The 25,704-nt window shown below is 70.0% G+C and carries 27 protein-coding genes and 1 pseudogene; 16 read left to right on the top strand and 12 right to left on the bottom strand.

Annotated features, from left to right (window positions below; all coding sequences use genetic code 11):
- Nucleotide 1: 1 nt before the first annotated feature.
- The 8 genes from ACIGA3_RS07235 to ACIGA3_RS07200 form a co-directional block, all read right to left on the bottom strand.
- Nucleotides 2-856, bottom strand: coding sequence for a hypothetical protein (locus ACIGA3_RS07235; protein ID WP_399711389.1), 855 nt, complete (start codon nucleotides 854-856; stop codon nucleotides 2-4).
- On the bottom strand, nucleotides 837-1,709 hold the full coding sequence (locus ACIGA3_RS07230; RefSeq protein ID WP_399711387.1) for an aldo/keto reductase: 873 nt from the start codon (nucleotides 1,707-1,709) through the stop codon (nucleotides 837-839). The genes ACIGA3_RS07235 and ACIGA3_RS07230 overlap by 20 nt, the downstream gene beginning before the upstream one ends.
- Before the next feature lie 29 nt (nucleotides 1,710-1,738).
- On the bottom strand, nucleotides 1,739-2,926 hold the full coding sequence (locus ACIGA3_RS07225) for a cupin domain-containing protein (RefSeq protein ID WP_266808652.1): 1,188 nt from the start codon (nucleotides 2,924-2,926) through the stop codon (nucleotides 1,739-1,741).
- Between the two features lie 14 nt (nucleotides 2,927-2,940).
- On the bottom strand, nucleotides 2,941-3,078 hold the full coding sequence (locus ACIGA3_RS07220) for a hypothetical protein (protein ID WP_169435287.1): 138 nt from the start codon (nucleotides 3,076-3,078) through the stop codon (nucleotides 2,941-2,943).
- 492 nt (nucleotides 3,079-3,570) lie between these two features.
- Entirely contained in the window at nucleotides 3,571-4,404 is an 834-nt protein-coding gene (locus ACIGA3_RS07215; protein WP_399711384.1) for a helix-turn-helix domain-containing protein, read from the bottom strand.
- On the bottom strand, nucleotides 4,401-4,913 hold the full coding sequence (locus ACIGA3_RS07210) for a DUF6879 family protein (RefSeq protein ID WP_266808648.1): 513 nt from the start codon (nucleotides 4,911-4,913) through the stop codon (nucleotides 4,401-4,403). Before ACIGA3_RS07210 ends, ACIGA3_RS07215 begins: the two co-directional genes overlap by 4 nt.
- Nucleotides 4,897-5,106, bottom strand: coding sequence for a hypothetical protein (locus ACIGA3_RS07205; RefSeq protein WP_129768018.1), 210 nt, complete (start codon nucleotides 5,104-5,106; stop codon nucleotides 4,897-4,899). The genes ACIGA3_RS07210 and ACIGA3_RS07205 overlap by 17 nt, the downstream gene beginning before the upstream one ends.
- Nucleotides 5,107-5,583: 477 nt before the next feature.
- Nucleotides 5,584-6,786 carry a cytochrome P450 gene (locus tag ACIGA3_RS07200; protein ID WP_399711382.1) on the bottom strand — a complete coding sequence of 401 codons (1,203 nt, stop codon included), beginning with the start codon at nucleotides 6,784-6,786 and terminating at the stop codon, nucleotides 5,584-5,586.
- A 168-nt stretch (nucleotides 6,787-6,954) separates the two neighbouring features.
- Here ACIGA3_RS07200 and pnuC point away from each other — a divergent pair, with 168 nt between their 5' ends.
- From pnuC to ACIGA3_RS07160, 8 genes are all read left to right on the top strand, one after another.
- Complete coding sequence (pnuC, locus tag ACIGA3_RS07195) at nucleotides 6,955-7,632, top strand: nicotinamide riboside transporter PnuC (RefSeq protein WP_399711380.1); 678 nt, start codon at nucleotides 6,955-6,957, stop codon at nucleotides 7,630-7,632.
- Complete coding sequence (locus ACIGA3_RS07190; protein ID WP_399711378.1) at nucleotides 7,629-8,741, top strand: AAA family ATPase; 1,113 nt, start codon at nucleotides 7,629-7,631, stop codon at nucleotides 8,739-8,741. The genes pnuC and ACIGA3_RS07190 overlap by 4 nt, the downstream gene beginning before the upstream one ends.
- 377 nt (nucleotides 8,742-9,118) lie before the next feature.
- Nucleotides 9,119-10,435: an ABC transporter substrate-binding protein gene (locus tag ACIGA3_RS07185; RefSeq protein WP_399711376.1), complete on the top strand. Its 1,317-nt coding sequence runs from the start codon at nucleotides 9,119-9,121 to the stop codon at nucleotides 10,433-10,435.
- Nucleotides 10,436-10,440: 5 nt separating this feature from the next.
- On the top strand, nucleotides 10,441-11,424 hold the full coding sequence (locus tag ACIGA3_RS07180; RefSeq protein ID WP_399711374.1) for a carbohydrate ABC transporter permease: 984 nt from the start codon (nucleotides 10,441-10,443) through the stop codon (nucleotides 11,422-11,424).
- A 7-nt stretch (nucleotides 11,425-11,431) separates the two neighbouring features.
- Nucleotides 11,432-12,271 (top strand): carbohydrate ABC transporter permease, encoded by an 840-nt coding sequence (locus ACIGA3_RS07175; RefSeq protein WP_399712475.1) that lies wholly within the window; start codon nucleotides 11,432-11,434, stop codon nucleotides 12,269-12,271.
- 29 nt (nucleotides 12,272-12,300) lie between these two features.
- On the top strand, nucleotides 12,301-13,665 hold the full coding sequence (locus ACIGA3_RS07170) for a GH1 family beta-glucosidase (protein ID WP_399711372.1): 1,365 nt from the start codon (nucleotides 12,301-12,303) through the stop codon (nucleotides 13,663-13,665).
- Nucleotides 13,666-13,780: 115 nt separating this feature from the next.
- A complete protein-coding gene (locus ACIGA3_RS07165) occupies nucleotides 13,781-15,661 on the top strand; it encodes a discoidin domain-containing protein (RefSeq protein ID WP_399711370.1) in 1,881 nt (626 codons plus the stop codon).
- A 72-nt stretch (nucleotides 15,662-15,733) separates the two neighbouring features.
- Nucleotides 15,734-16,498 (top strand): SAM-dependent methyltransferase, encoded by a 765-nt coding sequence (locus tag ACIGA3_RS07160; protein WP_399711368.1) that lies wholly within the window; start codon nucleotides 15,734-15,736, stop codon nucleotides 16,496-16,498.
- Nucleotides 16,499-16,547: 49 nt separating this feature from the next.
- On the opposite strand, the gene ACIGA3_RS07155 is transcribed toward ACIGA3_RS07160, so the two are convergent.
- Genes ACIGA3_RS07155 through ACIGA3_RS07145 form a run of 3 tightly spaced genes read right to left on the bottom strand, consistent with a single transcriptional unit; the run spans nucleotide 16,548 to nucleotide 18,381 of the window.
- Nucleotides 16,548-17,450, bottom strand: a complete 903-nt coding sequence (locus ACIGA3_RS07155) for a hypothetical protein (RefSeq protein ID WP_399711367.1) — start codon at nucleotides 17,448-17,450, stop codon at nucleotides 16,548-16,550.
- A 60-nt stretch (nucleotides 17,451-17,510) separates the two neighbouring features.
- Nucleotides 17,511-18,020 (bottom strand): hypothetical protein, encoded by a 510-nt coding sequence (locus ACIGA3_RS07150; protein WP_399711365.1) that lies wholly within the window; start codon nucleotides 18,018-18,020, stop codon nucleotides 17,511-17,513.
- A 1-nt stretch (nucleotide 18,021) separates the two neighbouring features.
- Nucleotides 18,022-18,381: a hypothetical protein gene (locus tag ACIGA3_RS07145; protein ID WP_399711363.1), complete on the bottom strand. Its 360-nt coding sequence runs from the start codon at nucleotides 18,379-18,381 to the stop codon at nucleotides 18,022-18,024.
- Nucleotides 18,382-18,599: 218 nt separating this feature from the next.
- Between ACIGA3_RS07145 and ACIGA3_RS07140 the strand changes: the two genes are divergently transcribed.
- Genes ACIGA3_RS07140 through ACIGA3_RS07130 form a run of 3 tightly spaced genes read left to right on the top strand, consistent with a single transcriptional unit; the run spans nucleotide 18,600 to nucleotide 20,130 of the window.
- On the top strand, nucleotides 18,600-19,055 hold the full coding sequence (locus ACIGA3_RS07140; protein ID WP_399711362.1) for a hypothetical protein: 456 nt from the start codon (nucleotides 18,600-18,602) through the stop codon (nucleotides 19,053-19,055).
- Nucleotides 18,965-19,453 (top strand): Hsp70 family protein, encoded by a 489-nt coding sequence (locus ACIGA3_RS07135; RefSeq protein ID WP_399711360.1) that lies wholly within the window; start codon nucleotides 18,965-18,967, stop codon nucleotides 19,451-19,453. The genes ACIGA3_RS07140 and ACIGA3_RS07135 overlap by 91 nt, the downstream gene beginning before the upstream one ends.
- Complete coding sequence (locus tag ACIGA3_RS07130; RefSeq protein ID WP_399711358.1) at nucleotides 19,357-20,130, top strand: hypothetical protein; 774 nt, start codon at nucleotides 19,357-19,359, stop codon at nucleotides 20,128-20,130. The genes ACIGA3_RS07135 and ACIGA3_RS07130 overlap by 97 nt, the downstream gene beginning before the upstream one ends.
- A gap of 15 nt (nucleotides 20,131-20,145) precedes the next feature.
- Here the strand turns inward: ACIGA3_RS07130 and ACIGA3_RS07125 are convergent, their stop codons facing one another.
- Nucleotides 20,146-20,934 (bottom strand): CDP-alcohol phosphatidyltransferase family protein, encoded by a 789-nt coding sequence (locus ACIGA3_RS07125; protein ID WP_399711356.1) that lies wholly within the window; start codon nucleotides 20,932-20,934, stop codon nucleotides 20,146-20,148.
- A 107-nt stretch (nucleotides 20,935-21,041) separates the two neighbouring features.
- Between ACIGA3_RS07125 and ACIGA3_RS07120 the strand changes: the two genes are divergently transcribed.
- From ACIGA3_RS07120 to ACIGA3_RS07100, 5 genes and pseudogenes are all read left to right on the top strand, one after another.
- Complete coding sequence (locus ACIGA3_RS07120) at nucleotides 21,042-22,025, top strand: dehydrogenase (protein WP_399711354.1); 984 nt, start codon at nucleotides 21,042-21,044, stop codon at nucleotides 22,023-22,025.
- A 125-nt stretch (nucleotides 22,026-22,150) separates the two neighbouring features.
- The gene (locus ACIGA3_RS07115) at nucleotides 22,151-22,549 is read left to right on the top strand and encodes a 6-pyruvoyl trahydropterin synthase family protein (protein ID WP_399711353.1); all 399 of its coding nucleotides are present in this window, start codon (nucleotides 22,151-22,153) and stop codon (nucleotides 22,547-22,549) included.
- Complete coding sequence (locus ACIGA3_RS07110) at nucleotides 22,546-23,727, top strand: glycosyltransferase family 4 protein (RefSeq protein WP_399711351.1); 1,182 nt, start codon at nucleotides 22,546-22,548, stop codon at nucleotides 23,725-23,727. Before ACIGA3_RS07115 ends, ACIGA3_RS07110 begins: the two co-directional genes overlap by 4 nt.
- Complete coding sequence (locus ACIGA3_RS07105; RefSeq protein WP_399711349.1) at nucleotides 23,724-24,692, top strand: methyltransferase domain-containing protein; 969 nt, start codon at nucleotides 23,724-23,726, stop codon at nucleotides 24,690-24,692. The genes ACIGA3_RS07110 and ACIGA3_RS07105 overlap by 4 nt, the downstream gene beginning before the upstream one ends.
- Nucleotides 24,692-25,696, top strand: a pseudogene (locus tag ACIGA3_RS07100) (lysylphosphatidylglycerol synthase transmembrane domain-containing protein); the annotation flags it as partial. The gene ACIGA3_RS07105 and the pseudogene ACIGA3_RS07100, both read left to right, overlap by 1 nt.
- Between the last annotated feature and the right edge of the window lie 8 nt (nucleotides 25,697-25,704).

Here is a 25,704-nt window from a genome sequence, read left to right as displayed (position 1 = left end):
GTCAGGCGCTCACCTCGGAGTGCACCGGGACGGGCGGGCGCACTCCGGTGAGCGCCTCTGCACGGGCCACGAGGTGGGGTGCGAGGTTGGGGTACCAGCCACGGGCTACGGCTTGCAGCATCTCGGCCAGGGCTGCCAGTTCCCCAATTCGGCCGGCGGGGGTGTCGAGGACCGGCGCGAACTCCTTGCGGATGCGGGCGGCTACGTCGGGAACAAGCAGGCTGTTGGCGTGGAGGAGTCCCGCGTCGTAGCCGAAGGGCACCCGTCCCCATCGCTCCCAGTCCAGCAGGCACAGGGGTGCGGCGGTGAGGTTGCCCCAGTGCAGGTCACCGTGACCGGTCACCCGCTCCACGTTCGCGGGGGCCGGGACGCCGAGGAACTGGGGGAAGGCCCGTTCGATCCAGCCGCCCCGGACGGTGACCTTCACCCCCTCCGCTTCAGCGAGCAAGGCAAGGGCTTGGCGAAGGTCCGACCACCACTCGTCAGGCAAGCCGGGGTCGTGGTCGATGTCGGCTCGGTCCGGGGACACGATGGGTTGCGTGACGTAGTCAAGGACTTCCGCCTCGAAAGCCCACTCCCCGTCAATCCAGTCGTGCACCTCGTACAGGCGCGGGCGCGGGACAGCGTCGGGCACGAGCAGGGAGGCCCCGAGGACACCCTCCCCCTGCTTCCTGCCCGCGTTGCGCTTCGCCGTCCGGCTCACCCGTAGCCACCAGTCCCCCGCTTGGCGTCCGAGGGTGACGCCGAGGAACCCCCACGCCAGCGGACCCGTGCAGGCGAGGCCCAGCGCCTTGGCCGCCCGGTCGTGGGCGGCCTCCATCAGGGCCTGCACGTCCTTATTCAGCGGCGAGTTCATCGGTCACCCTCCTCAGTTCCTGGGCTGTCAGCGGGGCAGCCAGAGCCTTTGCCGCATCGTCCCAGTGTTCGCGGGTGCTCGCGGAAGTGAGGACAACATCGAGGCCAGGGCACGAGCCAGCAGCCAGCAGGGCAGCGGCTGCGGGCGACAGGCCGGGGCGGATGAGGTCCACCAGTTCGGGTGTCATGGCATCGAGGAGTTCGCCACCGTGCAGGGGAGCGGAGCCGAACGTGATCAGCCCGGCGTCCTTCGCCTGCACGAGCGGCCCACCGCCGTTCAGGGACTGTGTGATCGGGTCATCCATGACCAGGCTCACGGGCATCTGCAAGCCCGTGAAGTGATGCTCGGCGGAACCGGCCGCCTGCCGGGCGAGCGCGAGCATCTCGGGAACACTGAACGCTCCGGAGCGCAAGCCCGACCATGTGGCGACGCCGTACCCGCCGATCCTGCCCGCGTGGGCGAACTCCTCCAGCGCGGTGAAGGCTTCCCTCACACGCCAGTGCAGAGCGGCACGGTCAAGGCCGTGCCCGTGGTGCTCGGGGTTATGCACGAACACCAGGTCCACGCGACCGAGCGCGGCCAACGAGTGCTCCGTCTGCCAGCGAACGAAGCCCCGTTCAAGGCTGTGCCTACCGGCCGTCTCATCCCGGGTCAGCACACCCTCAGCGAGGGCGGTGCGGCCCTGCTCCGCTGTGAAGAACCCCGCCTTCGTGGCTACCCGTACGGTCGGGTACTCCCCGAGAACCGGGCGCAACTCCTCATGAGCCCGGCCATGGGCGTAGTTCGGTGCCGTGTCCACCCAGGGGCTACCGGCAGCCAGGGCGGTGCGTGCCGCCTGACTGACGGCACGCACGCGGTATGTCCCCAGGGAGAGAGCGGCGGTCACAGCGCGGTCCCCACGACTGCGACGGCATGGCCTTCGACGAGGGCGGAGACCAGTTCGGCCACGTCCTTGACCTCCAGTCCGGCGGAGTCGGCGAGTTCGCCGAGCGTGGTCGGCTGGTTGGTGAGCAGCGTGCCGAGCGCGGGTGCTGCGGACTCGGCGAAGTCCCACGCCGTACCGGCCGCCGAGAAGGTGACCGTGCCCTCTGCGCGGTTCGGCGTCAGGCGGCCCCTCGGAGTCGTGAGCTTGACGGTGATCTCCCTCCGCGCGGGGAGCCCGTCCACGTACGGCAGGGAAGGAATCGCGTGGCCCTGGTCGGTCGTGTCGATCGACTCCGCCCACCGCTCCACGAGGCGGGGGTCCGCCATCATGTCGGCCACCTCACGGCGTACGGCGTCGATGAAGTCCGACTGTTCCGCTGACGAGCCGAAGCGCGGAATGTCCCTGCGCAGCGCGAGGGACGCCCGAAGCTGATCCACGACCCAGAGCATCAGGTCAGCGCCCGTGTGCGGGACCATGCCGAACGTGAGGTGAAGGGATTCTGTCCCCTGGTCAGCGGTGACCGCGTGCCACCAACCGCGCGGCAGGTAAAGCACGTCACCCGGGGACAGAACGAGGTCAGCCACCGGGTCGCCCTCCGGCTCCTCCGGCGACTCCACGTCCCGAAAGGTGGGCGCCTCACGGGTCGTCCCCCACAGGCGCCACCGCTTCGAGCCGTGCAACTGGACCACGACGACATCATGGTCATCCCAGTGCCGGCCGAAGCCCTCCCGCTCGGTCCACGAGGCGTACACGTTGGCCTGCACGGAAGTCCCGAGGAAGCGCTCAAGCCCCTCCGCAGCCACCCCCACAGCGGGGTGGCTCTTCTCCACCGCGTCGAGGACCAGCGACGCCCCGTCCCTGAGCTGGGCGTGGAAGTCGGACGGCTGGATGCGGGACCAGGTGACCGCGCGGCGGTTCGTGGTGGGGATCGCATAGCGGTGCAGCGGGACCATCTCGCCGTCGACCGACAGGCGCAGCCGGGGCGGTTCCAGCCGTTGCGTGGCGATGATCCGGTTCAGGTCGTCCCAGGAGAACAGGCCCGCCGTGTCGGCGGCCCCGGGGAAGTGCGCGTAGGAGCGGTGGTACGTCTGGGCGAGGAACGTGTCCCCGCCCAGACGCCCCGCCCACGAGGCTGCATCAAGCAACGTGGGCGCTCCCGTCAGTCGTTGCCGTCGGAACGGCCACTGCTGACGTCAGACTCCTGCTCAGCGCGGGTGCGCGCGGCCACGATCTTCCGCTTCGCGACGAGCAGGCCACCCCCCTCGGGGGCCACCGAACCGGTGTTCTCTTCCACCATCGGACTACCTCTCTCTTCTCGGGGAACTCCCACCGGGAATCCGGCAGGAAGCAAAGGGGGACAGCGGCGAGCGCGGCCCCGCGTACCGGCCGAAGTGGCGCAACGCCCAGTCGGCAAGCCCCGCATCACGTCGTCTTCGGCTCCACCGCCACGGGCCGGAGAGCATTGGTGGACAACGAGCTGCGGCCCGTGCACCGAGGGCACCCGCACGGCGGGTACTTGGTCGGCGAACCGAGGATCACCGCAGTACGCGGCTCCACTTGCACCTCACGCACCGGGCCGTACGTTCGGCCGCCGTCGTGTGAGACCCGCAGAGTCATACGCCCGGTCACAAGCGCACCTCACCGTCAGGGCCGAACGTCTGCCGGTAGTCGAGCAACCGGCCCACGCCGTCGCGGTCTCGCTTCTCGTTTCGCTCGGTCGCTGCCATGGAGGAAATCATTGGCCCAGAAAGCGGCGGCTGTGTAGTTCTTTCCCGTCATGGACTAAAGATCATGAACGGCAGGCGGTAGACCATGACATCAAAAGAGCCCTTGCTTCCTCATCGAAAAGTGCATAGCCCTCCAACGTGGAGAACAAGTCCAGATGCATTTCGATGTCTCTCGGGTCTCTCAGGATCACGACACCGGTCGTGTTCTCCACGGTGGCCAGCCTGTTGTCATAGACGGTGAAGGTATCCATCGGAGCCATAGGCTTGTATCCCGCAATCGGGATTACCCCGAGCTTCACATTCGACAAGTGAGTGAGCGAGGTCAGCCGGTCAATCTGCATCGCCATTGCAGCCGGGGGCAGGAGTGGCCACCTGGCAGCCTGCTCGGTGAGGATGAAGGTGAACCGCTTCGTCGTATCGTAAAGGACTTCCTGCCGCTCCAGCTTCCTCGCTACCGTCTTGGTGATGTCGGCCGGAGAATGGGCGAGGCTGGCCCGGATGTACTCAGGGGTGGACAGCAGGCCAGTAATCATGGACAGCAGAAAGAACCGGAACTCCGTACACGAGGATTCCAACGCGGCAAGCTCGGTCTGCTTCTTTTCCAGCCCTCTCCGGCGAAGCGAGCGAAGGTCTTGCCACTCGGTGTTAGCCAGTCTAGCGAGAGCAATCACCTCTTCGATGACCTCGGGCGGAGCAACGACAGCCCGGAGGATTCTCTCCAGGTCGAGCAGGCTCGGCAGGATTTTCCCATTCTCGATCCGGCTGATCTTCGATTGGGACATGTTGCAACGCCGAGCGAGCCGGTCCCCAGTGAGGCCGGCTCGCTTGCGCAGTTCTTTCAGCAGGGCTGCCAGTTCCTGTTTTGGCTGCCCCAACTGTTCAGGGTCGAACGTCACCCGCTCACGTACTCCAGGAATGGAACCGACTCGGCCACGGCGATCCGCTTCAACTGTCGGTACGGCTCCGGGTCACCTTCGTACAGTTCCCGATTGATCTGTGTTCCGTCCGCCCGGTAATTCATCAGAACTACCTTGGACTCATCGAACATCCAAAAGTCCTGATCCGGCAGTCCGGGATTCTCGCGGTCGGTGAGATCGAGGATACGGATATCCTCGCCCGCCTTGACGTGATGCCGGTAGTAATACTCGAACTCGAACCGCAGGTAATCCGAAAGCGGGCGCGTCACGACATGCACCCGGCCAACGCTCTTTCCTTCCGAGGCCCATTGCCGGACCTCGTCCATCCACGCCGAGGTGTAATCATCCGGCGACTTCTCCCCGGCGAGAAAGCGCTTCAGCTTCTCCGCTTCCTGGGGCATGGTGTAGACGGGCAGCGTCTCCAGCCGCCACGCCTCCCGCTCCATGGAATCGAAGCAGTCATTCCACGCGTCACCATCCAAGTGCACGGAACGCCTCCCTGAGAACCGCCTCCGGGATTTCCACGAGCCCTTCCCCAGCAGGCGGGGTGAAGGCGGCGGACACGTCGCCCTGCACCACGAACGATCCGGTAGCCGTGCGGTACACGTTCGGACAGTCCTTCTCTCCGCACTCGCCGTTGCCGTTGCCCGTGAGCCGGGTGAGTGCCGAACGTTCGGCCATGCCAAACCCCCTTGCTCTGGCCCCGTTTGGGCCGCCTGGCCAACGACAGTAGAGGGGGTGGCGCTACGCGTCTATGCGTGAACGCGACTATGCGTGTCCTTGCATAAACAGGTCCCCGACCGCGCCAGCCCACCCCGGTACGCGGTCACGTACGCGACCGTGCAGAACGGGCGTAGCCCCGTGGCGCCGTCCGGGAAGCCTGACCAGGGAAGGACGCCTCGGAGGAGGGTTGGTCACATGACCAACGCGTGACCAACAGGGGCCCGAGAGGGCCTGAAACAGCAGGAAAGAACAGGAGAAGCGCCCGCCGAAATGAAGCCTGTCAGCGGGCGTTTCCCCAGGTCAGATCGGTTGTGGGCTGGTGCCCGAGTGGAGAGTTCAAGTCCCCCCTCGGACACCAGTAGGGACCCCTGTGATGCAGGGGTCTTTCTGCTTTTCCGGCCATCCGGCACGACCGGGTGGCCGGAAGCGGGACGGCTAGGAGTCCCAGCGGACCGGCAGTCGCTGTGGGCCGCGGATGAGCATCCCCTCGCGCCAGGTCAGGGCGGCCGGATGGGCGTCGAGGGTGAGCCGGGGGCAGCGCTCCAGCAGGGCGCTGATCGCGATCCGGGCCTCCAGGCGGGCCAGTGGCGCGCCGAGGCAGTAGTGGATGCCGTGGCCGAAGGCGACGTGGCCGCCCGCGGGGCGCCGGATGTCGAAGCGGCCGGGGTCGGGGAAGCGTGCCGGATCGTGGTCCGCGTCGGCCAGAGCCACGAGGACGAGCTGACCGTCTCCGGGGATGACCGTCCCGCCGATCTCGACCGGTTCGGTGGTGAACCGGTACGTCGGCGTCTCCACCGGCCCGTCGTAGCGCAGCATCTCCTCCACGGCGTTGGGCATCAGCGTCATGTCCGCGCGCAGCAGAGCCAGTTGGTCGGGGTGGGTGAGCAGCGCCAGTACGCCGTTGGAGATCAGGTTGACGGTGGTCTCGTGGCCGGCGACCAGCAACAGCCAGGCGGTGCCCAGCAGTTCCTCCTGGGACAGCCGGTCGCCGTCTTCGTCGGTGGTGCGGATCAGGCCGCTCATGAGGTCCTGGCCCGGCTCCAGCCGCTTGCGCTCCACCAGGTCGGCCAGGTACGCGGTCACCTCGTGCGTCGCCGCCTCACGTGCCCGTGGGTCGGGGTCGGTGAGGCCCGTGGCTGTCCAGTCGCGGAACGCGGTGCGGTCCAGCATCGGGACCCCGAGCAGTTCACAGATCACCGAGATCGGCAGGGGGAAGGAGAGCGCGTCCACCAGGTCGGCCCGCCCGTCGGGCAGTGCCGTCATCGAGTCGAGCAGTTCGTCGGTGATCTGCGCTACGCGTGGGGCGAGTTGCTCGATACGGCGTGCGGTGAACTCCCGCACGACCAGCTTGCGCAGCCGTCCGTGGTCCGGCGGGTCCTGATTGAGCATGTGCGGCCCGGCCGCCGGGCTGGAGAGCGGGAACGAGGGCGAGGCGTTCTTCCACTGCTTGGACAGCGCCGGGTCCATGAGCGCGGCCCGCCCGGCCTCGTACCCGACCACGAGCCACGCCTCCGCACCCTCCGGGATGCGCACCCTGTGCACGGGCCCGCGTCGGCGCAGCGCCGCGTACACCGGATAGGGATCGCGGACGAAGTCCTCGCCCAACGCCACCAGGTCGATCACTTCGGCCGTTGCCACAGTCCGCCCCCGTCTCGTGGATCATCTCGACGCTAGCAGTGGGTGGCGCGTCACCGAAGGTCGAATTCGGTCGTCCGGTAGTGCGGGAGCCCCGTTCGGAAGGAGATTGTGGAACCAACCGCTTCTTGTTATCGTCACTTCGACATTAACGGGAGGGGTGAGGACGGCATGGCTGTCCCGGACATACTCAGCAGCTTGATCGCGCCGCTGAACCATCAGTTGTTCCACCTGGGTCAGGACGCGGTCACCTGGTCCGAGCTGCTCGGCTTCGCCACCGGTGCGGTGTGCGTATGGCTGTGCGTACGGGCCAGCGTGTGGAACTTCCCCGTGGGGATCGCCAACAACCTGTTCTTCCTGGTGCTGTTCTGGAGCGCCCGCCTTTACGCGGACGCCTCGCTCCAAGTGGTGTACATGGTCCTCGCCGCCTACGGCTGGCTGACCTGGCTGCGCGGTGGCGAACGGCGCTCCCGCCGGCGCATGGGCCACGCGTCCCGCTCCACCCTGTGCGTCCTGCTGGTCCTGCTGGTGCCCGTCACCTGGGGGCTGACGGTGCTGCTGGCCCGTGCGCACGACTCCGCGCCCTTCTGGGACGCCCTGACCACGGCGTTGTCGCTGGCCGCCCAATGGCTGCTCAACGCCAAGCAGATCGAGAACTGGTACTTCTGGATCGCCGCCGACCTCGTCTACATCCCGCTCTACTTCAGCAAGGGACTGGACCTCACCGGCATCGTCTACGTGCTCTTCCTGGCGATGTGCGTGATCGGATGGCGGTCCTGGCGCCGCGAGCTGGCGACCGCCCGGTCCGTGACCGGAGCGCCCGACGCGGACCGGACGGTGACCGCGTGAGCGCCCGCTTCGCCCACGGGCTGGTCATCGGCAAGTTCTACCCGCCGCACTCCGGTCACCACTTCCTGATCCGCTCCGCCGCCGACGCCTGTGACGCCGTCACGGTCGTCGTGATGGCGGCCGGGCACGAGTCGATCCCTCTGGAGGAGCGCGTCGCCTGGATACGCGAACACTGGGCCGACGATCCTCATGTCGCGGTCGTGGGTGTGGTGGACGATCTGCCGGTCGACTACGACAGCGAGGCGGCCTGGGAGGGGCATGTCGCCCTGATGCGCCAAGCTCTGGCCCTCGGCCCGCACGCACCCGACGTGGACGCGGTGTTCAGCTCCGAGCCCTACGGCACCGAACTCGCCCGCCGCTTCGGCGCCGCCCCCGTGCTGCTGGACCTCGACCGGGGCACCTTCGCCGTCTCCGGTACGAAGGTCCGCGCGGACCCCGTCGTCCACTGGGCGGAGATCGAGCCGCCGGTCCGGGCCTGGCTGGCGCGCCGGGTCGTCGTGGTCGGCGCGGAGTCCACCGGCACCACCACCCTCTCCCGCGACCTCGCCACCGCCCTGCGCACCCGAGGCGGCCCGCACGCGCTGACCCGCTGGGTACCCGAGTACGGCCGCGAGCTGACCGTCGCCAAGCTCGCCCGCGCCCGAGCGCTGGCAGCCCCCGACCTGCCCCGCCCCGCCGTGGCGGACCTGGACTGGGACGACGCCGACTTCGAACTCGTCGCCCGCCGCCAGAACCGCACCGAACAGCAGGCCGCCCGTACCGGTGGCCCGGTGCTCGTCTGCGACACCGACGCCCTGGCCACCACCGTCTGGCAGGAGCGCTACCGAGGCCGCACCACCGCCCCGGTCCGGCACCTCGCGCAGGCGATGCCCCCACGCGCGCTCTACCTGCTCACCTCCGACAAGGACGTCCCCTTCGACGACGACGGCCTCCGTGACGGCGAGCACCTCCGGGGTTGGATGACCGACCGCTTCCGCGAGGTCCTCACCACCTCCGGCGTCCCCTGGCTGGAACTCCACGGCGACCGTCCGGCCCGCCTGACCGAGGCCCTCACGGCGGTGGAGCGCCTGCTGGCCGACGGCTGGAACCTGGCGGACCCCCTCGGCTGAGCTCAGCGGTAGTCCTCGGGATGCGACTGCATCGAAGATGCCGGGGCCGGAGATGCCGGGGCCGCGGGGGCCGAAGTGGGCGACGGGCCGGGTGACTTGGCCGAATCCCCGGCCGATGAGCACCCCGTCAGCAGTGCGGCGGTCAGCGGCAGTGGTCCCACACTGCGAGCGGTGAGCATCGTGGCGTCCCCCTGAAAGGCGTTCCGGTGAGGAACAGTTGACGGGTGATCTTCTCAGAACGCGAGACCCGCCCACTTACCCGTGCCGCATCCCTTGACGCACCCCCCTCCGCCGGATTAACTCACGTCCTAAATTAAGCCCTGAGGAGCCTGAGTGGTTTTCGGGGTGTCTACTCCCGGAAAGGGACAGCTGGAGCCATGCGCAGCATCCGAGCCGCGGCCACAGGCGCCGTCGTCATGTCTCTCGCCCTCGCGGCCACCGCATGCGGAGGAGGTACCGACAGTGGGGACGGGGCCGGTGGTTCGTCCAAGACGCTGACCTACTGGGCCTCCAACCAGGGTGCCAGCGTCGCCGTGGACAAGCAGGTACTCCAGCCCGAGCTGGACAAGTTCGAGCAGCAGACCGGCATCAAGGTCAAGGTCGAGGTCGTGCCCTGGTCCGACCTGCTCAACCGCATCCTCACCGCCACCACCTCCGGCCAGGGCCCCGACGTACTGAACATCGGCAACACCTGGAGCGCCTCCCTCCAGGCGACCGGCGCGCTGCTGCCCTGGGACGCCAAGAACTTCGCCAAGATCGGCGGACGGGACCGCTTCGTCGACCCCGCGCTCGGCTCCACCGGCGCCGAGGGCAAGGACCCGGCCGCCGTACCGCTGTACTCGATGTCGTACGCCCTCTACTACAACAAGCAGATCTTCGCCGACGCCGGCATAGACGGGCCCCCGGCCACCTGGGACGAACTCGTCGCGGACGGCGCCAAGATCAGGGCCAAGGGCAAGTCCGTGCTCGGCGCCGAGGGTTCCAACCTCTCCGAGAACATCCACCACGTCTTCGTCTTCGCCAAGCAGCACGACGCCGACTTCTTCTCCGCCGACGGCAAGCCCGACTTCACCAACCCCAAGGTGGTCGACGCGGTCAAGCAGTACGTCGACCTCATGGCCAAGGACAAGGCCATCCCGCCCGGCAACGCCGAGTACGCGCAGAACCAGTCCGTCAGCGACTTCGCCAAGGGCAAGCAGGCCATGCTGCTGTGGCAGTCCGCCGCCGCCAACCTCAAGTCCCAGGGCATGAAGGACGATGCCTACGGTGTCGCCCCCGTACCCGTCCAGAAGGGCACCCCCGGCCCCGGCGCCCAGGTCAACTCGATGGCCGCGGGCATCAACATCGCCGTCTTCAAGGACAGCCACAACCTCGACGGCGCCACCGAGTTCGTGAAGTTCATGACCAGCGACGCCGAGCAGAAGATCCTCAACAAGGCGTACAGCTCCATCCCGCCGGTCAAGGCCGCGCAGGCGGACCCCGCGTTCGACGGGGCGTCCACCGCCGTGCTGAAGGACACCCTCGCCAAGAGCGCCGCCGCGCTGCCGCAGGTCGCCACCGAGTCGCAGTTCGAGACCGCCGTCGGCACCGCCGTCAAGGACCTGTTCGCCGACGCCGCTGCCGGTCGCGCGGTCACCACCGCCTCCGTCAAGGCCAAGCTGGAGAAGGCCCAGCAGCAGATGCCGGCGGTCTGACGTCCATGACCTCCACCGTTCTCAAGGAACCGGTGCGCGAGGACACCCCCGGTGCGGCGCGCGGCCCGCGCCGCACCGGGCGGTCCCGCCGCACCGCGCTCCCGTATCTGCTCCTGCTGCCCGCCCTGGTCTTCGAACTTCTCGTCCATCTGGTCCCGATGGTCATCGGCACCCTGATGAGCTTCCGGGCGATCACCCGCTTCACCCTGCGCGACTGGAACAACGCCCCCTGGACCGGCCTGCGCAACTACCGCGTGGCCGTGGACTTCGACGCCCCGGCTGGCGAGGCGCTGCTGCGCTCGTTCGCCGTCACCGTCGGCTTCACCCTGCTCTCGGTCGCCCTGTGCTGGGCGCTCGGCACCGCCGCCGCCATCTTCATGCAGGACACCTTCCGCGGCCGGGGCATCCTGCGCGCCCTGTTCCTGGTGCCGTACGCGCTGCCCGTCTACGCGGCCGTCATCACCTGGGTGTTCATGTTCCAGCACGACAACGGCCTGGTGAACCACGTCCTGCACGACCAGCTCCACCTCACCGACAAGCCGTCCTTCTGGCTCATCGGCGACAACAGCTTCTACGCCCTGCTCACCGTCTCGGTGTGGAAGGGCTGGCCGTTCGCCTTCCTCATCGTGATGGCCGGCCTCCAGAACATCCCGCGCGAACTCTACGAAGCGGCCGCCCTGGACGGCGCCGGGATGTGGCAGCAGATCCGCCGCATCACCCTGCCGTCCCTGCGCCCGGTCAACCAGGTGCTGATCCTGGTGCTGTTCCTGTGGACGTTCAACGACTTCAACACGCCCTACGTCCTGTTCGGCCGGGCGGCGCCCGAAGCCGCCGACCTCGTCTCCGTGCACATCTACCAAACCACCTTCCTCACCTGGGACTTCGGCACCGGCTCCGCCATGTCCGTCCTGCTGCTGCTCTTCCTGCTGGCCGTGACCGGCGGATACCTGCTGTTCACCTCACGCGGAAGGAGGGCCGGAAATGGCTGACTCGCCCATGGCGCCCCCGCGTTCGTTCCTGTGGTCCCGCCGGATCTTCCTCACCCTGCTCACCGGCTTCGTCCTGCTGCCCGTCTACGTGATGGTCTCCAGCTCGCTCAAGCCGCTCGCCGACGTCACCGACAAGTTCCGCTGGCTGCCCAGTGAGTTGACGATCCGGCCGTACATCGACATCTGGTCCACGGTGCCGCTCGCCCGGTACTTCGTGAACTCGCTCATCGTCGCGGGTTCGGCCACCGTCTGCTCGGTCGTCATCGCGGTCTTCGCGGCCTACGCCGTCAGCCGCTACGACTTCCGGGGCAAGCGCGTCTTCACGGTCACCGTGCTGTCCACGCAGATGTTCCCCGGCATCCTCTTCCTGCTCCCGCTGTTCCTGATCTACATCAACATCGGCAACGCCACCGGGATCGCCCTGTTCGGCTCGCGCGGCGGGCTGATCCTGACGTATCTGACCTTCTCGCTGCCGTTCTCCATCTGGATGCTGATCGGGTACTTCGACTCGGTGCCGCGCGACCTCGACGAGGCGGCCCTCGTGGACGGCTGCGGCCCGCTCGGCGCCCTCTTCCGGGTCGTCGTGCCCGCCGCGGTCCCCGGCATCGTCGCCGTCGCCGTCTACGCCTTCATGACCGCGTGGGGAGAAGTGCTCTTCGCCTCCGTCATGACCAACGACACCACCCGCACCCTCGCCGTCGGGCTCCAGGGCTACTCCACCCTCTACAACGTCTACTGGAACCAGATCATGGCCGCCTCGCTCGTCGTCAGCGTCCCCGTGGTCGCAGGGTTCCTGCTGCTCCAGCGCTATCTCGTCACCGGACTGACGGCGGGCGCCGTCAAGTGACCGACTCCCCGCACCTCGAAGGGACTTCCATGTCCGAGCCCATCGACCTCGCCACCCTCCCGGCCGACTTCCGCTGGGGCACGGCCACTTCGGCCTACCAGATCGAGGGCGCCGTCGCCGAGGACGGCCGCTCACCGTCGATCTGGGACACCTTCTCGCACACCCCCGGCAAGATCGACGGCGACGACAACGGCGACACCGCCTGCGACCACTACCACCGTTGGCGCGAGGACATCGGCCTGATGCGTCAACTCGGCGTCGACACCTACCGGTTGTCGGTGGCCTGGCCACGCGTGATGCCCGACGGCGACGGCCCGGTCAACGTCAAGGGGCTCGCCTTCTACGACCAGTTGACGGACGCCCTGCTGGAGGCGGGCATCACCCCCTCCGTCACCCTCTACCACTGGGACCTGCCGCAGGTGCTCCAGGACCGGGGCGGCTGGCCGGAGCGGGACACCGCCGAGCACTTCGCCGCCTACGCCTCCGCCGTCGCCGAACGCCTCGGCGACCGCGTCACCCACTGGGCCACCCTCAACGAACCCCTCTGCTCGGCCTGGATCGGCCACCTCGAAGGCAAGATGGCCCCCGGCTGGACCGACCTCACCGCCGCCGTCCGCGCCTCCTACCACCTGCTCCTCGGCCACGGCCTCGCCACCCAGGCCATCCGCGCCGCCGCCCCCACCGCCGAGATCGGCATCGTCAACAACCTCTCCACCGTGTACGCCGCCACCGACAGCCCCGACGACGCGGCCGCCGCCCGCCGCCAGGACGGCCACGTCAACCGCTGGTGGCTCGACCCGGTGCACGGCCGCGGCTTCCCCGCCGACATGGTCGAGGTCTACGGCGTGGAACTCCCGCAGAAACCAGGCGACTTGGAGACCATTGCCGCCCCGCTGGACTGGCTGGGCCTGAACTACTACATGCCGGCCTACGTCGTCGACGACCCCAACGGCCCCGCTCCGTACGCCCGTTCCGTACGCCGTGAGGACGTACCGCGCACCGGCATGGACTGGGAGATCGACGCGAGCGGCATCGAGACCCTGCTGCTGCGCCTCACCGAGGAGTACGGCGCCCGCAAGCTCTACGTCACCGAGAACGGTTCGTCCTTCCCCGACCTGGTCGGCCCCGACGGCACCGTCGACGACCCCGAACGCCGGGACTACCTGGAGACCCACCTCGCCGCCTGCGCCTCCGCCGTCGCCAAGGGCGCCCCGCTCGCGGGCTACTTCGCCTGGTCCCTGATGGACAACTTCGAGTGGGCGTACGGCTACGCCAAGCGCTTCGGCCTCTTCCACGTGGACTACGCGACGCAGGCCCGCACGATCAAGGCCAGCGGGCGCCGGTACGCGGAGATCATCGACACCCACCGGAAGCTCGGGCGCCGCGCGGCCTGAGCCCCCTGGGGCGGGCGCGTCATCCGTGCCCGCCCCCCACCTTCCATGTGACACGCACCAGGCACAGAACTGTCCAGGCCCCGCACCGACGACAGATCCTCTCGAGGAGAGCCGCATGCCGTCACGCACCCCCCGCAACCTGCTCACCGCACTCGCCGCCGTCGCCCTGCTGACCGGGACCCCGGCCCTGACCGCCCCTGCCACCGCCGTACCGGCCGCCGCGGCCGCCACCTGGGACACCGACCGCGCCGCCACCGCCTACGCCGCCAACCCCGCCGCCGTCACCGCCTCGGGCAGCGAGAACGCCGGCACCGCCGCCGCGCTCGCCTTCGACGGCAACGGCACCACCCGCTGGTCCAGCAACTTCGCCGACGACGCCTGGGTCCGTATCGATCTCGGCAGCACCATCCGCGTCGACCGTGTGGTCCTCGACTGGGAGGCCGCGTACGGCAAGAGATACGTCCTGGAGGTCTCCCGCAACGGCACCGACTGGACGCCGTTCTACACCGAGACCGCGGGCACCGGCGGCTCCGTCACCGCGCACACCTACCCGCAGGAGGTGACCGGCCGCTACGTCCGCCTGCGCGGCCTCGAACGCGCCACGCCCTACGGCTACTCGCTCTACTCCTTCAAGGTCTACGGCGGCGAACCCGCGGCCGCCTCCACCACCCGCGCCAACCTCGCCCTCAACCACCCCGCGTACTCCAACCTCTACCAACACGCCGGGAACTCACCCGCGTTCGTCACCGACGGCGGCTGGCCCGCGAACCTGAAGGGGGACAGCACCCGCTGGTCCAGCGACTGGAACGCCGACCGCTGGGTGTCGGTCGACCTGGGTGCCAGATCCACCATCTCCTCCGTCGACCTCTACTGGGAGTCGGCCTACGCCGTCGACTACCTGCTCCAGGTCTCCGACGACAACCGCACCTGGCGCACCGTGTACCAGCCGTCCGCCGCCGACGTCTCCGCCCGCCGCGCCAACGTCCAGGCACCCGGCGACGCGGCCGGACTGCACGACGCCGTCACCCTGCCGTCCCCGGTCACCGGCCGCTACGTCCGCATGCTCGGCAAGGAGCGCCGCTCCTTCTACAACCCGGCGCCCTACACCGCCCAGTTCGGCTACTCCCTCTACGAGTTCCAGGTCTGGGGCACCGGCGGCAGTGCCTCGGCCACCTACCCGGCGCTACCCGCCGAGCAGCCGGGCGGCTACCAGACCACGTTCTTCGACGACTTCACCGGCCCGGCTCTCGACCGCTCCAAGTGGCGTGTCGTCCGCACCGGAACCGAGATGGGCTCGGTCAACGGCGAGTCCCAGGCGTACGTCGACTCCGCCGACAACATCCGCACCGAGAACGGTGAGTTGATCCTCAAGGCGAAGTACTGCAAGGGCTGCACCAAGGCGGGCGGCGGTACCTACGACTTCACCTCCGGCCGCGTCGACACCAACACCAAGTTCGACTTCAGCTACGGCAAGGTCAGCGCCCGGATGAAGCTGCCGGTCGGCGACGGCTTCTGGCCCGCGTTCTGGCTGCTGGGCAGCAACGTGGACGACCCGTCCGTCTCCTGGCCCGCGTCCGGCGAGACCGACATCATGGAGAACATCGGCTACGGCGACTGGACCAGCTCCGCCCTGCACGGCCCCGGCTACTCGGCCGACGGCAACATCGGCGCCCGCCAGACCTACCCGAACGGCGGCCGCGCCGACCAGTGGCACACCTACGCCGTGGAGTGGACCCCGACCGCGATGCGTTTCTACGTCGACGACAGCCTCGTCCAGGAGACCACCCGCAACAAGCTGGAATCGACGCGCGGGCAGTGGGTCTTCGACCACAACCAGTACGTCATCCTGAACCTGGCCCTGGGCGGCGCCTACCCGGCCGGCTGGAACCAGGTCACCTCCCCCTATTGGGGGCTGCCGCAGGCGAGCGTGGACCGGGTCGCCGGCGGGGGAGTGCAGGCGGAGGTGGACTGGGTGCGGGTGGAACAGAAGCGGTAGCCGTCCGGCGGATACCCTTTCGGCGCAGGCCAGTTCGGTGACTGCCGTGTTCTCGCGCCGGAGGAGTGTCCCGTGCAGATCGACACCAGTAAGCCCCATCCCGCCCGCGTCTACGACTGGCTGCTGGGCGGGAAGGACAACTACCCCGTCGACCAGCAGGTGGGCGAGACGCTGCCCGAGCAGTCGCGGCGCAGCGCGGCCCGCAACCGGGAGTTCATGCAGCGCGCCTCCGCGTGGCTCGCCGCGCAGGGCATCGACCAGTTCCTCGACATCGGCACCGGCATCCCCACCGAGCCGAACCTGCACCAGATCGTGCAGGCGATCCGGCCGGAGTCCCGGATCGTCTACGTCGACAACGACCCGATCGTGCTGCGGCACGCGGAGGCGCTGCTGGTCAGCACCCCGGAGGGCGCCACCGACTACATCCACGCCGACGTACGGCAGCCCGAGGCGATCCTCGCCCACGCCCGCGAGCGGCTCGACTTCGACCGCCCCGTCGCGCTGTCCCTCATCGCCCTGATGCACTTCCTGCCCGACACCGAGGACCCCTACGGCCTCACCCGCACCCTGCTCGACGCCCTCCCGTCCGGCAGCTGCCTGGTCCTCTCCCACGGCACCGCCGACCAGCACCCGGACCTGAGGCAACAGGTCGAGGACGCCTACAAGAAGGGCACGATCCCCCTGCGCATGCGCACCCGGGCGGAGGTGGAGCCCTTCTTCGCCGGCCTCGAACTGGTCGATCCAGGGCTGGTGTTCGCGACAGAGTGGCACCAGGAGGGACCGGCGCCGGTGCAGGAGCGGAGCGGGTTCTATGTGGGGGTGGGGCGGGTGCGCTGAGCGGGCCGCGGCGATCTGGTGCCGCGGCAGGCTTCCCACACGCACCCCGTCAGAAGTGCGTGTTCGCGTCGTACGTCCCACCCTTCTTCTCGCGGAGCATCTGGCGGACGCGCTGTAGCACGTCCGGGAAGTCGAGCGAGTCGGAACGGTCCACGGCCAGCTCGGCGCTGCTGGAGACACCCAGAGTGATCGCCGCCCGGTCGCCGCTGCTCACCACGATCTCCATCGTGCGCTCCGTGTCCAGCAGCCTGTAGTGCCCGGCCTGCGAGGGGCGGGGAACGAGGGGAATGCCGTGCCGGACCAGTGGCTTGGTCGCGGTTCGTACAGCCACTACGTCGGCGTAGTGGAACTCGTAGGTCTGCTCCGAACGCAGCCCGCCCGTGTACAGATCCAGTTCGCACCTGTACACGGCCAGCATGTGCGTGGTCGGGCAGATCACCATGAACTCGTACTTCGAATAGCGGATGCGGCCGTCGTTGCCGATGGCCGAGTGGCAGGGGAAGGCCGGCCCCCAAACGGCCAATTGGGAAGCTCCGGGAGGCTGGGGCGCCGACTCCGTGGGCGCCACGCTGTCCGCGAGCTGGTCGAAGCTGCTTCCTCCGGTCGCGGTGACCCCGCGAGGGGCGACGAGGTCGGAATGCGACAGGCCGAGTTGGGGCAGCGTTCGATTGAGGATCGACAGGGTGTCCGTGCCCAGCAGCTGGTCCATGTCCTGGTCACTGGGGCGGGGAATCGCGCGAGCGTAGTCCTGGTTGTACTTGCGCCTCTCGCTCATCCCGTTGACCGCGAGCACGATGCCGCCGACCAGGAACACGAAGCCGAGGAACGCGGTACTGCCACTGCCGGCCGTGAGCAGCAGGAGGCCGAGAACGAGTCCGATGCCGCCGAAGATTGCCTTCAGGTTGGCATTGCTGAGCCGCTGGGGGTCAGGCGGATCGATGAAGTAGCGCATGATCCAGTGAGCCGGTGGTCGGCTGTTGTTCAACGTGACCGTCCTTGTGTGTCTGTCTGCCTATCTCAGGTGCAGAGCGAGGTGCTGCCACACAGCGCTCTCCGGAACCGGTGTGTGAGAAAGAATCTCCCTGCCGATCGCCGGGTCGAGCGTGGCGATGAGGTGGCGGGTGTCCTCCGTGACTGCCCTTGATGCCCTGCCCGTACGGAGGAGGAGCCCCTCGTTGACGATCAGTGCGAGCACTTTCGTGTGTCCACAGCGCGGTTCGAGCCGGGTGGCCGCCACGAGCCTGCGGAGCACTTCATCGGTCCGGCGGGTGGGGTGGCGGTCAGGGTGCACGCCTCGGAGTGCGGCTAGGGCCGCGTAGAAATGAGCTGTGGCGTCGTCGGGCCGTACAGCCAGCGCGGCCGCCGCGTGACGAGCGACAGCCGCGTAGTCCCGCGCGGCCAGGGCCACTCGCGCACGCGCGCGGTGGCTGGCAGCCGATTCGGCGGCAGGCCCGAAGTTGTAGATGTTCTCCGCGTTCTGGATGGAGTCGGCCTGCTGGTCCCCGATGTGGAACTCGGTCACGTCAGATGCCCGGCAGCGAGGTGATCACCGCTTGCACCGAGCCGACCAGGGCTGACGCCGTTGCCACATCGGTCAGGACTTCGGTTGCCCTGCCCAGGGCACGGCGCACCCGGCCCGGGTTCGCCTCCGGTCTCGCGGCCTCGGCAGCAGCTTCTTCGACGGCCTCGATGGCCTGGCCGGCCAGAACCGGATTCAGGTGAGTGGCGTCGGCCTGCCTGCGCAGCTCCTCGAGGATCTGCAGCAGGGGCGCCTCGAGGTGACGAAGGTCCTGTATCGCGTTGGACTGCCCGACAGTGCCGTTGTTGATCGTGTCGGCCATCTGGATCTGTCCGCTCTGATTGCGGATGTTGAACGTTGCCACGGTTCTCCCCCGAGAGCCGCCGCGGCTCGATGAAGTGCCGCGGGTTGACCAGCATAAGCGTCGTGTAAGGCACGGCAAATAAATCATCACACCACCTGTCGGAGCAACTCTGTCCGCGGGCTCTGCGGACGGGCGTAGGGCCGGGGCGGATCCCACCTGCGGATATGGCGCCGTTGTGAGGGCTGTGTGATGTCGGAGTGTGCAGTTGATCTGGCGGGGTGTTCGAGATGACCGATCCGGTTGCTGCCCGTCGAGCGGCGATAGCCGCTGAAAAGGAGCGCTTGGCGCGCGAGCGCGAGCGTCGGCGGAGCCGCGGGGCGGTCGGCGCCAACGGATTCGCGCAGCGGAAGTGGCGCTGGCTCGGTGTCAATGGTGCCGAAGCCATCCAGGCCGTCACGGAGTTGCTCAAGGACATCGCCCAGCAGGCCGCCTTGACCGACGAACAGCGAGACATGATCGGTCAGGGGCTCGGCGGTGCCCCGGACCGAGAAGGACTGCTCCCCGCCGTCCGGGCGGGCCTGGCCCTCCTGGAGCCCGAGGCGGTGCTCCGGCATATGCGCGAACTCTGGTCGGCCGAAGTGCGATGGCTCAACGAACCGGGCCTGGAGCGGTGTCGGGTCCTGTGCTCGACGGCTCCGGGGGTCGAGATCCGGGCGATCTCAAGGGCGTACTGATGATCGGTGGCAGCAGCCAGATCCCCGCTGTTCGCGATGCCGTCTCCGAGGCACTCGACTGTGAGCTCGTGGGCTCGGATCTCTGTGATCCGAAGACGGCCGTCGCCGAAGGCGCCGCCATCAGCGCCGCCGCCATGACGGGCGAGCTGAAGAGCATCATCCGCGTGGTCTGCACGCACGCCCTGGGCACCGTGACCAAGGACCGGCAGGGCAGGAGGGAGTTCAGCGCGCTGATCCCGACAACGTCAAGCTCACCGAACTCGTCCTTGCCTACCCACAGCGGGCTCAGGCCGAGGACGTCGTGTTCGAGTTGGAGTACAGCTACAGCAAGGAAGGCCTGCTCGCGGTCAAGGCCGTGCCGCAGCGGACCGGCGAGGTCGTCCTCGACGGCGAGGTGAAGGTCTTCGGCGACAGCACCGTGCCGCCGGAGATCGAGCGCGAGCTCAAGGATCTGCTCGCCCTGCGGGTCACGGACCGTGGTGCGCCGCGCCCCACCCATCCCCAGGTCTCCGCCCCGTCGCCGGATCACGGGACCGGCTCACTGCCCGGTTCGGTGCGGGTACCGTCGCCCGCCTCCATGGCGAAGTCCCTGAACAGGCCGAAGGCCGAGCCCGAGCAGCCCGCGGCGGCTCTGGTGGTGGACGGTTCGAATCTCGCGTGGAACGGCCGGCCGCCACGGTCCGCGGGCGGGCGACCGAGTTTCCAGGCGCTCGAGGCGGCCATCAAGTCACTCAGGTTCAAGCACCCTGAACGGGACATCCATGTGGTCGTCGACGCCACGCTCCGGCACGGTGTCGAGCCCGGGGAGCGGCGGTTGGTGGAGGATGCCATCGCCGCGGGCATGGTGGTCCAGCCGCCCGCGGGAACCGAGGGGCGGGGGGACGCCCTGGTCATCAGCATCGCGGAGGAAGTGGACGGAATGATCGTCTCGAACGACAACTTCGCCCCCTTCCAGAGGACCAGCCCTTGGCTGCTGACCCCTGGGCGCGTGCTCGGGGCCACGCAGTCCCACGGAGTCCGGGTCTTCAACGCGAGGCGACCCAATGCCGCCTCGGCGGCCGGACGCCGGTCGTGACACAGCGTCCGGAGGTCAGCGCGTCGCCAGTTCCAGCACCGCCACCTGAGTGAGCGCCGCCTCCTGGGGCCGTACCTCGGGCGTGACCGCCGTCGGCCGCCCGTGCCGCCACAGCCACACCACATCCCGCCCGAACGACCACCCCAGCGACCCCAGCGCCAGCAGGACCACGCTGAGTTCCGCCGGGTGGGGGAGGAGGGAGGAGCCGGCTATGAGGAGGGCCATGCCCTGGAGGGCGGCGACGGTCTTGCGGGCGAAGGACGGGGGGAGGGGGGCGTTCAGCCAGGGGGCGAAGCGGGCCGCGGCTACGAAGAGGTAGCGCATCGCGCCTATCAGGAGGACCCAGGGGCCGAGCCGCGTGGCGACGTACACGCTCAGGACCAGGATGAGGAACGCGTCCACCTCCATGTCGAAGCGGGCGCCCAGCGCGCTGGAGGTGCCGGTGCGGCGGGCCACCTTGCCGTCGACGCCGTCCAGGAGGAGGGCCACGGCCGTCAGGCCGACCACGAGGGTGACCGGCGGGGTGCTCCGGAAGGAGTCCGCGACCAGCGCGGTGACCCCGCCGACCAGGGTGGCCCGGCCGAGCGTGACCCGGTTCGCCGGGCCGAAGGAGCGCAGCGCGGAGCGGTGCAGGGCGCGCGAGAGCACCGCCCAGGTGGCGAACGCGAAGGCGAGCCCCGTCAGCCAGCCGGCCACCCCCAAGCCGATGGCCGTGCCGAGCAGGGCGAGCAGCAGGATCTGTACGGCCGCTCCCACGGCCGTCTCCTGCTGAAGCCTCGCGTCATACGTGTTGTTCAGGGCCACCGCGCATCCTCCGGCCGAGTGACAGAGTCGATCAAGGCCGCGTACTGTGCGCGGCCTGTGCCCTTCTCGGTACGTGAGCAAGTTCCCGATCGTTCAGGAGGATGCCGATGAACCCCGCCGCCCGCGCGTTCTGGCTCAGCTCACCCGGCCACGGCGAGCTGCGCGAGGTCACCCTCCCGGAGCCCGGTGAGGGGGAGGTGCTGGTGCGTGCCCTGTACTCCGGGGTCAGCCGGGGCACCGAGACCCTGGTGTTCCGCGGCGGCGTTCCGGTGAGCCAACACGACGTGATGCGGGCGCCGTTCCAGGAGGGCGACTTCCCCGCCCCCGTGAAGTACGGCTATCTGAGCGTCGGCGTCGTCGAGCGAGGGCCCGATGCGCTGATCGGCCGTACGGTCTTCTGTCTCCACCCGCACCAGAGCCGTTACGTCGTTCCGGTGACCGCCGTGACCGTCGTACCCGAACAGGTGCCCGCCGCGCGGGCCGTGCTCGCCGGGACCGTGGAGACCGCCGTGAACGCCCTGTGGGACGCCGCCCCGCTGATCGGGGACCGGGTCACCGTGGTCGGCGGCGGCATGATCGGCTGCTCGGTCGCGGCCCTGCTCGCCCGCTTCCCCGGCATCCGGCTCCAGCTGGTCGACGCCGACCCGGCCCGCGCCGAGACCGCCAAGGCCCTCGGCGTCGACTTCGCCACCCCCGCCGACGCCACCGGCGAGCGCGACCTCGTCGTCCACGCCAGCGCCACCGAACAGGGCCTCACCCGCGCCCTGGAACTCCTCGCCCCCGAGGGCACCGTCGTGGAGCTGAGCTGGTACGGCGACCGGCGCGTCACCCTGCCGCTCGGCGAGGCGTTCCACTCCCGCCGGCTCACCCTGCGCGGCAGCCAGGTCGGCACCGTATCCCCGGCCGCCCGCCCCGGCCGGGGTTACGCCGAACGGATGGCCCTCGCCCTGGACCTGCTCGCCGACCCGGCACTGGACGCGCTCATCACCGGGGAGAGCGACTTCGAGGAACTCCCGGAGCTGATGCCCCGCCTGACGAGTGGCGAGATCCCCGCCCTGTGTCACCGCATCCGGTACCCCGACCCGGCCTGACCTGGACCTGACCTGGAAAAGAGTGAGAGAGGGCTGAACACGGGGAAGCGAAGAGCCGTACTAGTCGGCAACCCCCGGCAGGGAACCTCGGGGGACCAGACGCGCCGCACCTGGAGGGTCGTCCGTTGTTCAGCATCACCGTCCGCGATCACATCATGATCGCCCACAGCTTCCGCGGCGACGTGTTCGGACCCGCGCAGCGCCTGCACGGCGCCACGTTCCTGGTGGACGCCACCTTCCGCCGTGAGCAGCTGGACGAGGACAACATCGTGGTCGACATCGGCCTGGCCACGCGGGAACTCGGCGCCATCACCGCCGAGCTGAACTACCGCAACCTGGACGAGGACCCCGAGTTCGCCGGGGTCAACACCTCCACCGAGTTCCTGGCCAAGGTCGTCGCCGACCGCCTCGCCGAGCGCATCACCAAGGGCGCCCTCGGCGAGGGCGCGAAGGGCCTCGCCGCGCTCTCGGTGACCCTGCACGAGTCCCACATCGCCTGGGCGAGTTACGAGCGTGACCTGTGAGCGACCTGACCGTGGACCGGGCCCGCCTCGCCTACGTGCCCGCACAGCCCCTCGCCACCGAGAACTTCGGGATCATCCCCATGTCGCTGCGCACCGTGCACTTCGTCATGCCCGGCGGCGTCGACGACCCGGCCGCGCCCAGCGGCGGCAACGCCTACGACCGCCGGGTCTGCCTCGACCTGCCCGGCTTCGGCTGGCAGGTCGTACGGCACGCCGCCCCCGGCGCCTGGCCGGACCCGGACGCCGACGCCCGCGAGTCGCTCGCCCGCACCCTCGCCGGACTCCCCGACGACACCGTGGTCCTGCTGGACGGGCTGGTCGCCTGCGGAGTCCCCGAGATCGTCGTCCCCGAGGCCGAGCGGCTCCGGCTCGCCGTCCTCGTCCATCTGCCGCTCGGTGACGAGACCGGGCTCGACCCGGCCGTGGCCGCCGACCTCGACGCCCGCGAGCGCGCCGTACTGCGCGCGGTGCCCGCCACCATCGCCACCAGCGACTGGGCCGTACGCCGTCTGGTCTCCCACCACGGACTCGCCCCCGACCGCGTCCACCTCGCCGCCCCCGGCGCCGACATCGCGCCGCTCGCGCCCGGCACCGACGGCATCTCCCATCTGGTGTGCGTCGCCGCCGTCACCCCGCGCAAGGGCCAGCACCGCCTGGTCGAGGCCCTCGCCGCCGTACGGGACCTGCCCTGGACCTGCTCGCTGGTCGGCGGCCTCGGCACCGACCCCGAGTACGTGACCACGCTGCGCGCCCAGATCGAGCGGTACGGCCTCACCGACCGGCTGCACCTGACCGGCCCCCGCACCGGCGCCGACCTCGACGCCAGCTACGCCGCCGCCGACCTCATGGTGCTCACCTCCTACGCCGAGACCTACGGCATGGCCGTCACCGAGGCCCTCGCCCGGGGCATCCCGGTCATCGCCACCGACGTGGGCGGACTGCCCGAGGCGGTCGGCCGCGCCCCCGACGGCGGCGTGCCCGGCATCCTCGTACCCCCGGAGGACCCCGCCGCCATCGCCGCCGAACTGCGCGGCTGGTTCGGCGAGCCCGATGTGCGCCGCCGTCTCAAGGCCGCCGCGCGCGGCCGCCGCAGCGCGCTCGGCGGCTGGGCCGCCACCGCCCGCAGTCTCGCCGGGGTCCTCGGCAGGCTCCCCGGCGCCCCGAGGAGGGCCGCATGACCGACACAGCCGCACAGGAGGAGCACCGGGTGAACGACGCCACCGAGCACCCCGGCACCGACGTCATCGCCGGTGCCGGCCCCGTCGGCCGCCCCGGCGAGCGGGCCACCGTACGGCTGCGGGAGGGGGAGCCCGACGAGGCGCCCCGGTACGCGCCCGAGTGGCTCCAGCTGCGGGAACCGGCTGACGCGGACGCGCGGGCACTGGGCCTGCTGGAACCGCTGGGCAAGCGGCTGGCCGAACTCCCGCCCCAGGAAGGCGGGTCGGTGATCCACGACCTGGGCTGCGGCACCGGCTCCATGGGCCGCTGGCTCGCGGCCCGGCTGGACGGCGCCCAGCACTGGGTGCTGCACGACCGCGACCCCTACCTGCTGCACTTCGCGGCCGTCGCCTCCCCGCGCGTCGCCGCCGACGGCAGCCGGGTCACCGTCGAGACCCGGCGCGGCGACGTCGCCCGGCTCACCCCGGACGCGCTGTCCGGCGCCTCGCTGGTGACGGCGTCCGCGCTGCTGGACGTCCTCACCCGCGCCGAGATCGACACGCTGGCCGCCGCCTGCGCGGGCGCGGGCAGCCCCGCCCTGCTCACCCTCTCCGTCGCCGGACGCGTCGAGTTCGCGTCCCCCGACCCGCTGGACACCGAGCTGGCCGAGGCGTTCAACGCCCACCAGCGCCGGGGCGGACTGCTCGGCCCGGACGCGGTCACGGCGGCCGGCGAGGCGTTCGCCGAGCACGGCGCGACCGTACGGGTCAGCCCCAGCCCGTGGCGGCTCGGCCCGGAGCACGCCGCGCTGACCGCGCAGTGGCTGCGGGGCTGGGTCGGCGCGGCCGTCGAGGAGCGGCCCGGACTGCGGACGCGGGCCGAGGGCTATCTGCGCGACCGGCTGGCCGCGTGCGAGGCGGGCGAGCTGGAGGTCGTGGTGCACCACAGCGACCTGCTGGCCCTGCCCCGGCCGGTGGAGGCGTGATGAACGGGCGGACGGGGGAGGCCGGGCGGGCGATGGTGGAGGACCGCGCGTGCCCGGCCCCGGACACCGCCACGGCCCCGCCGGTGCCGTCCGAGCCCTCCCGGTCGCCCGACACCGCCGAAGGAAACGTCACTGCTCGCCGCGCGCTGCGCACCCACATCGGCACCGCCGTCGGCCTCGCCATCCTCGGCGTGCTGCTGTGGCGGCTCGGCACCGGCCCGTTGGTCGACGGGCTGCGCCGGATCGACACGGCGACCGTGCTGGCAGCCCTCGGGATCGGCGTGGTCACCACCGTGTTCAGCGCCTGGCGCTGGCAGTTGACGGCGCGCGGACTGGGCATCCGGCTGCCGCTGGGGCCCGCCGTCGCCGACTACTACCGGGCCCTGTTCCTCAACGCGGCCCTGCCCGGCGGCGTCCTCGGGGACGTGCACCGGGCGGTGCGGCACGGACAGAGCGCCGGGGACATCCGGCGCGCCGTCAAGGCGGTCGTGCTGGAGCGGGTCGCCGGACAGCTGGCGCTCGCCGTCTGCGGCGCGGCCCTGCTGCTGAGCCTGCCGTCCCCGGTCCGCGACGACCTGCGCACCTTCGCGGTGCCGGTGGCGCTCGCCGGGGCGGGCGCGCTCGCGGTCGTCCTCGCCGTCCGCATGAACCGGGCACCCGCCCGGCGTCCCGGCGCGCTGCCGGGGAGCGGACTGCTGCGGGAGGCGCGGCAGGGACTGCTGTCCCGGGAGAGCGGGCCGGGTGTCGCGCTGTCCTCGGCGGTCGTCCTGGCCGGACACCTCGGCATGTTCGTCGTCGCGGCCAGGATCGCCGGGAGCGGGGCGTCGGTGGCGGTGCTGCTGCCGCTCGCCGTGCTCGCCCTGGTCGCCATGGGACTGCCGCTCAACGTGGGCGGCTTCGGCCCCCGCGAGGGCGTCACCGCCTGGGCGTTCGCCGCCGCCGGACTCGGCGCGAGCAGCGGCGTCGCCGTCGCCGTCGTGTACGGCGTGCTCAGCTTCGTCGCCGCGCTGCC

The sequence above is a fragment of the Streptomyces sp. NPDC085596 genome, assembly GCF_044541565.1.
Taxonomy (GTDB): Bacteria; Actinomycetota; Actinomycetes; order Streptomycetales; family Streptomycetaceae; genus Streptomyces.
Note: the sequence above shows the minus strand (reverse complement) of the source record. Positions and strands in the feature narration are given on the sequence as shown.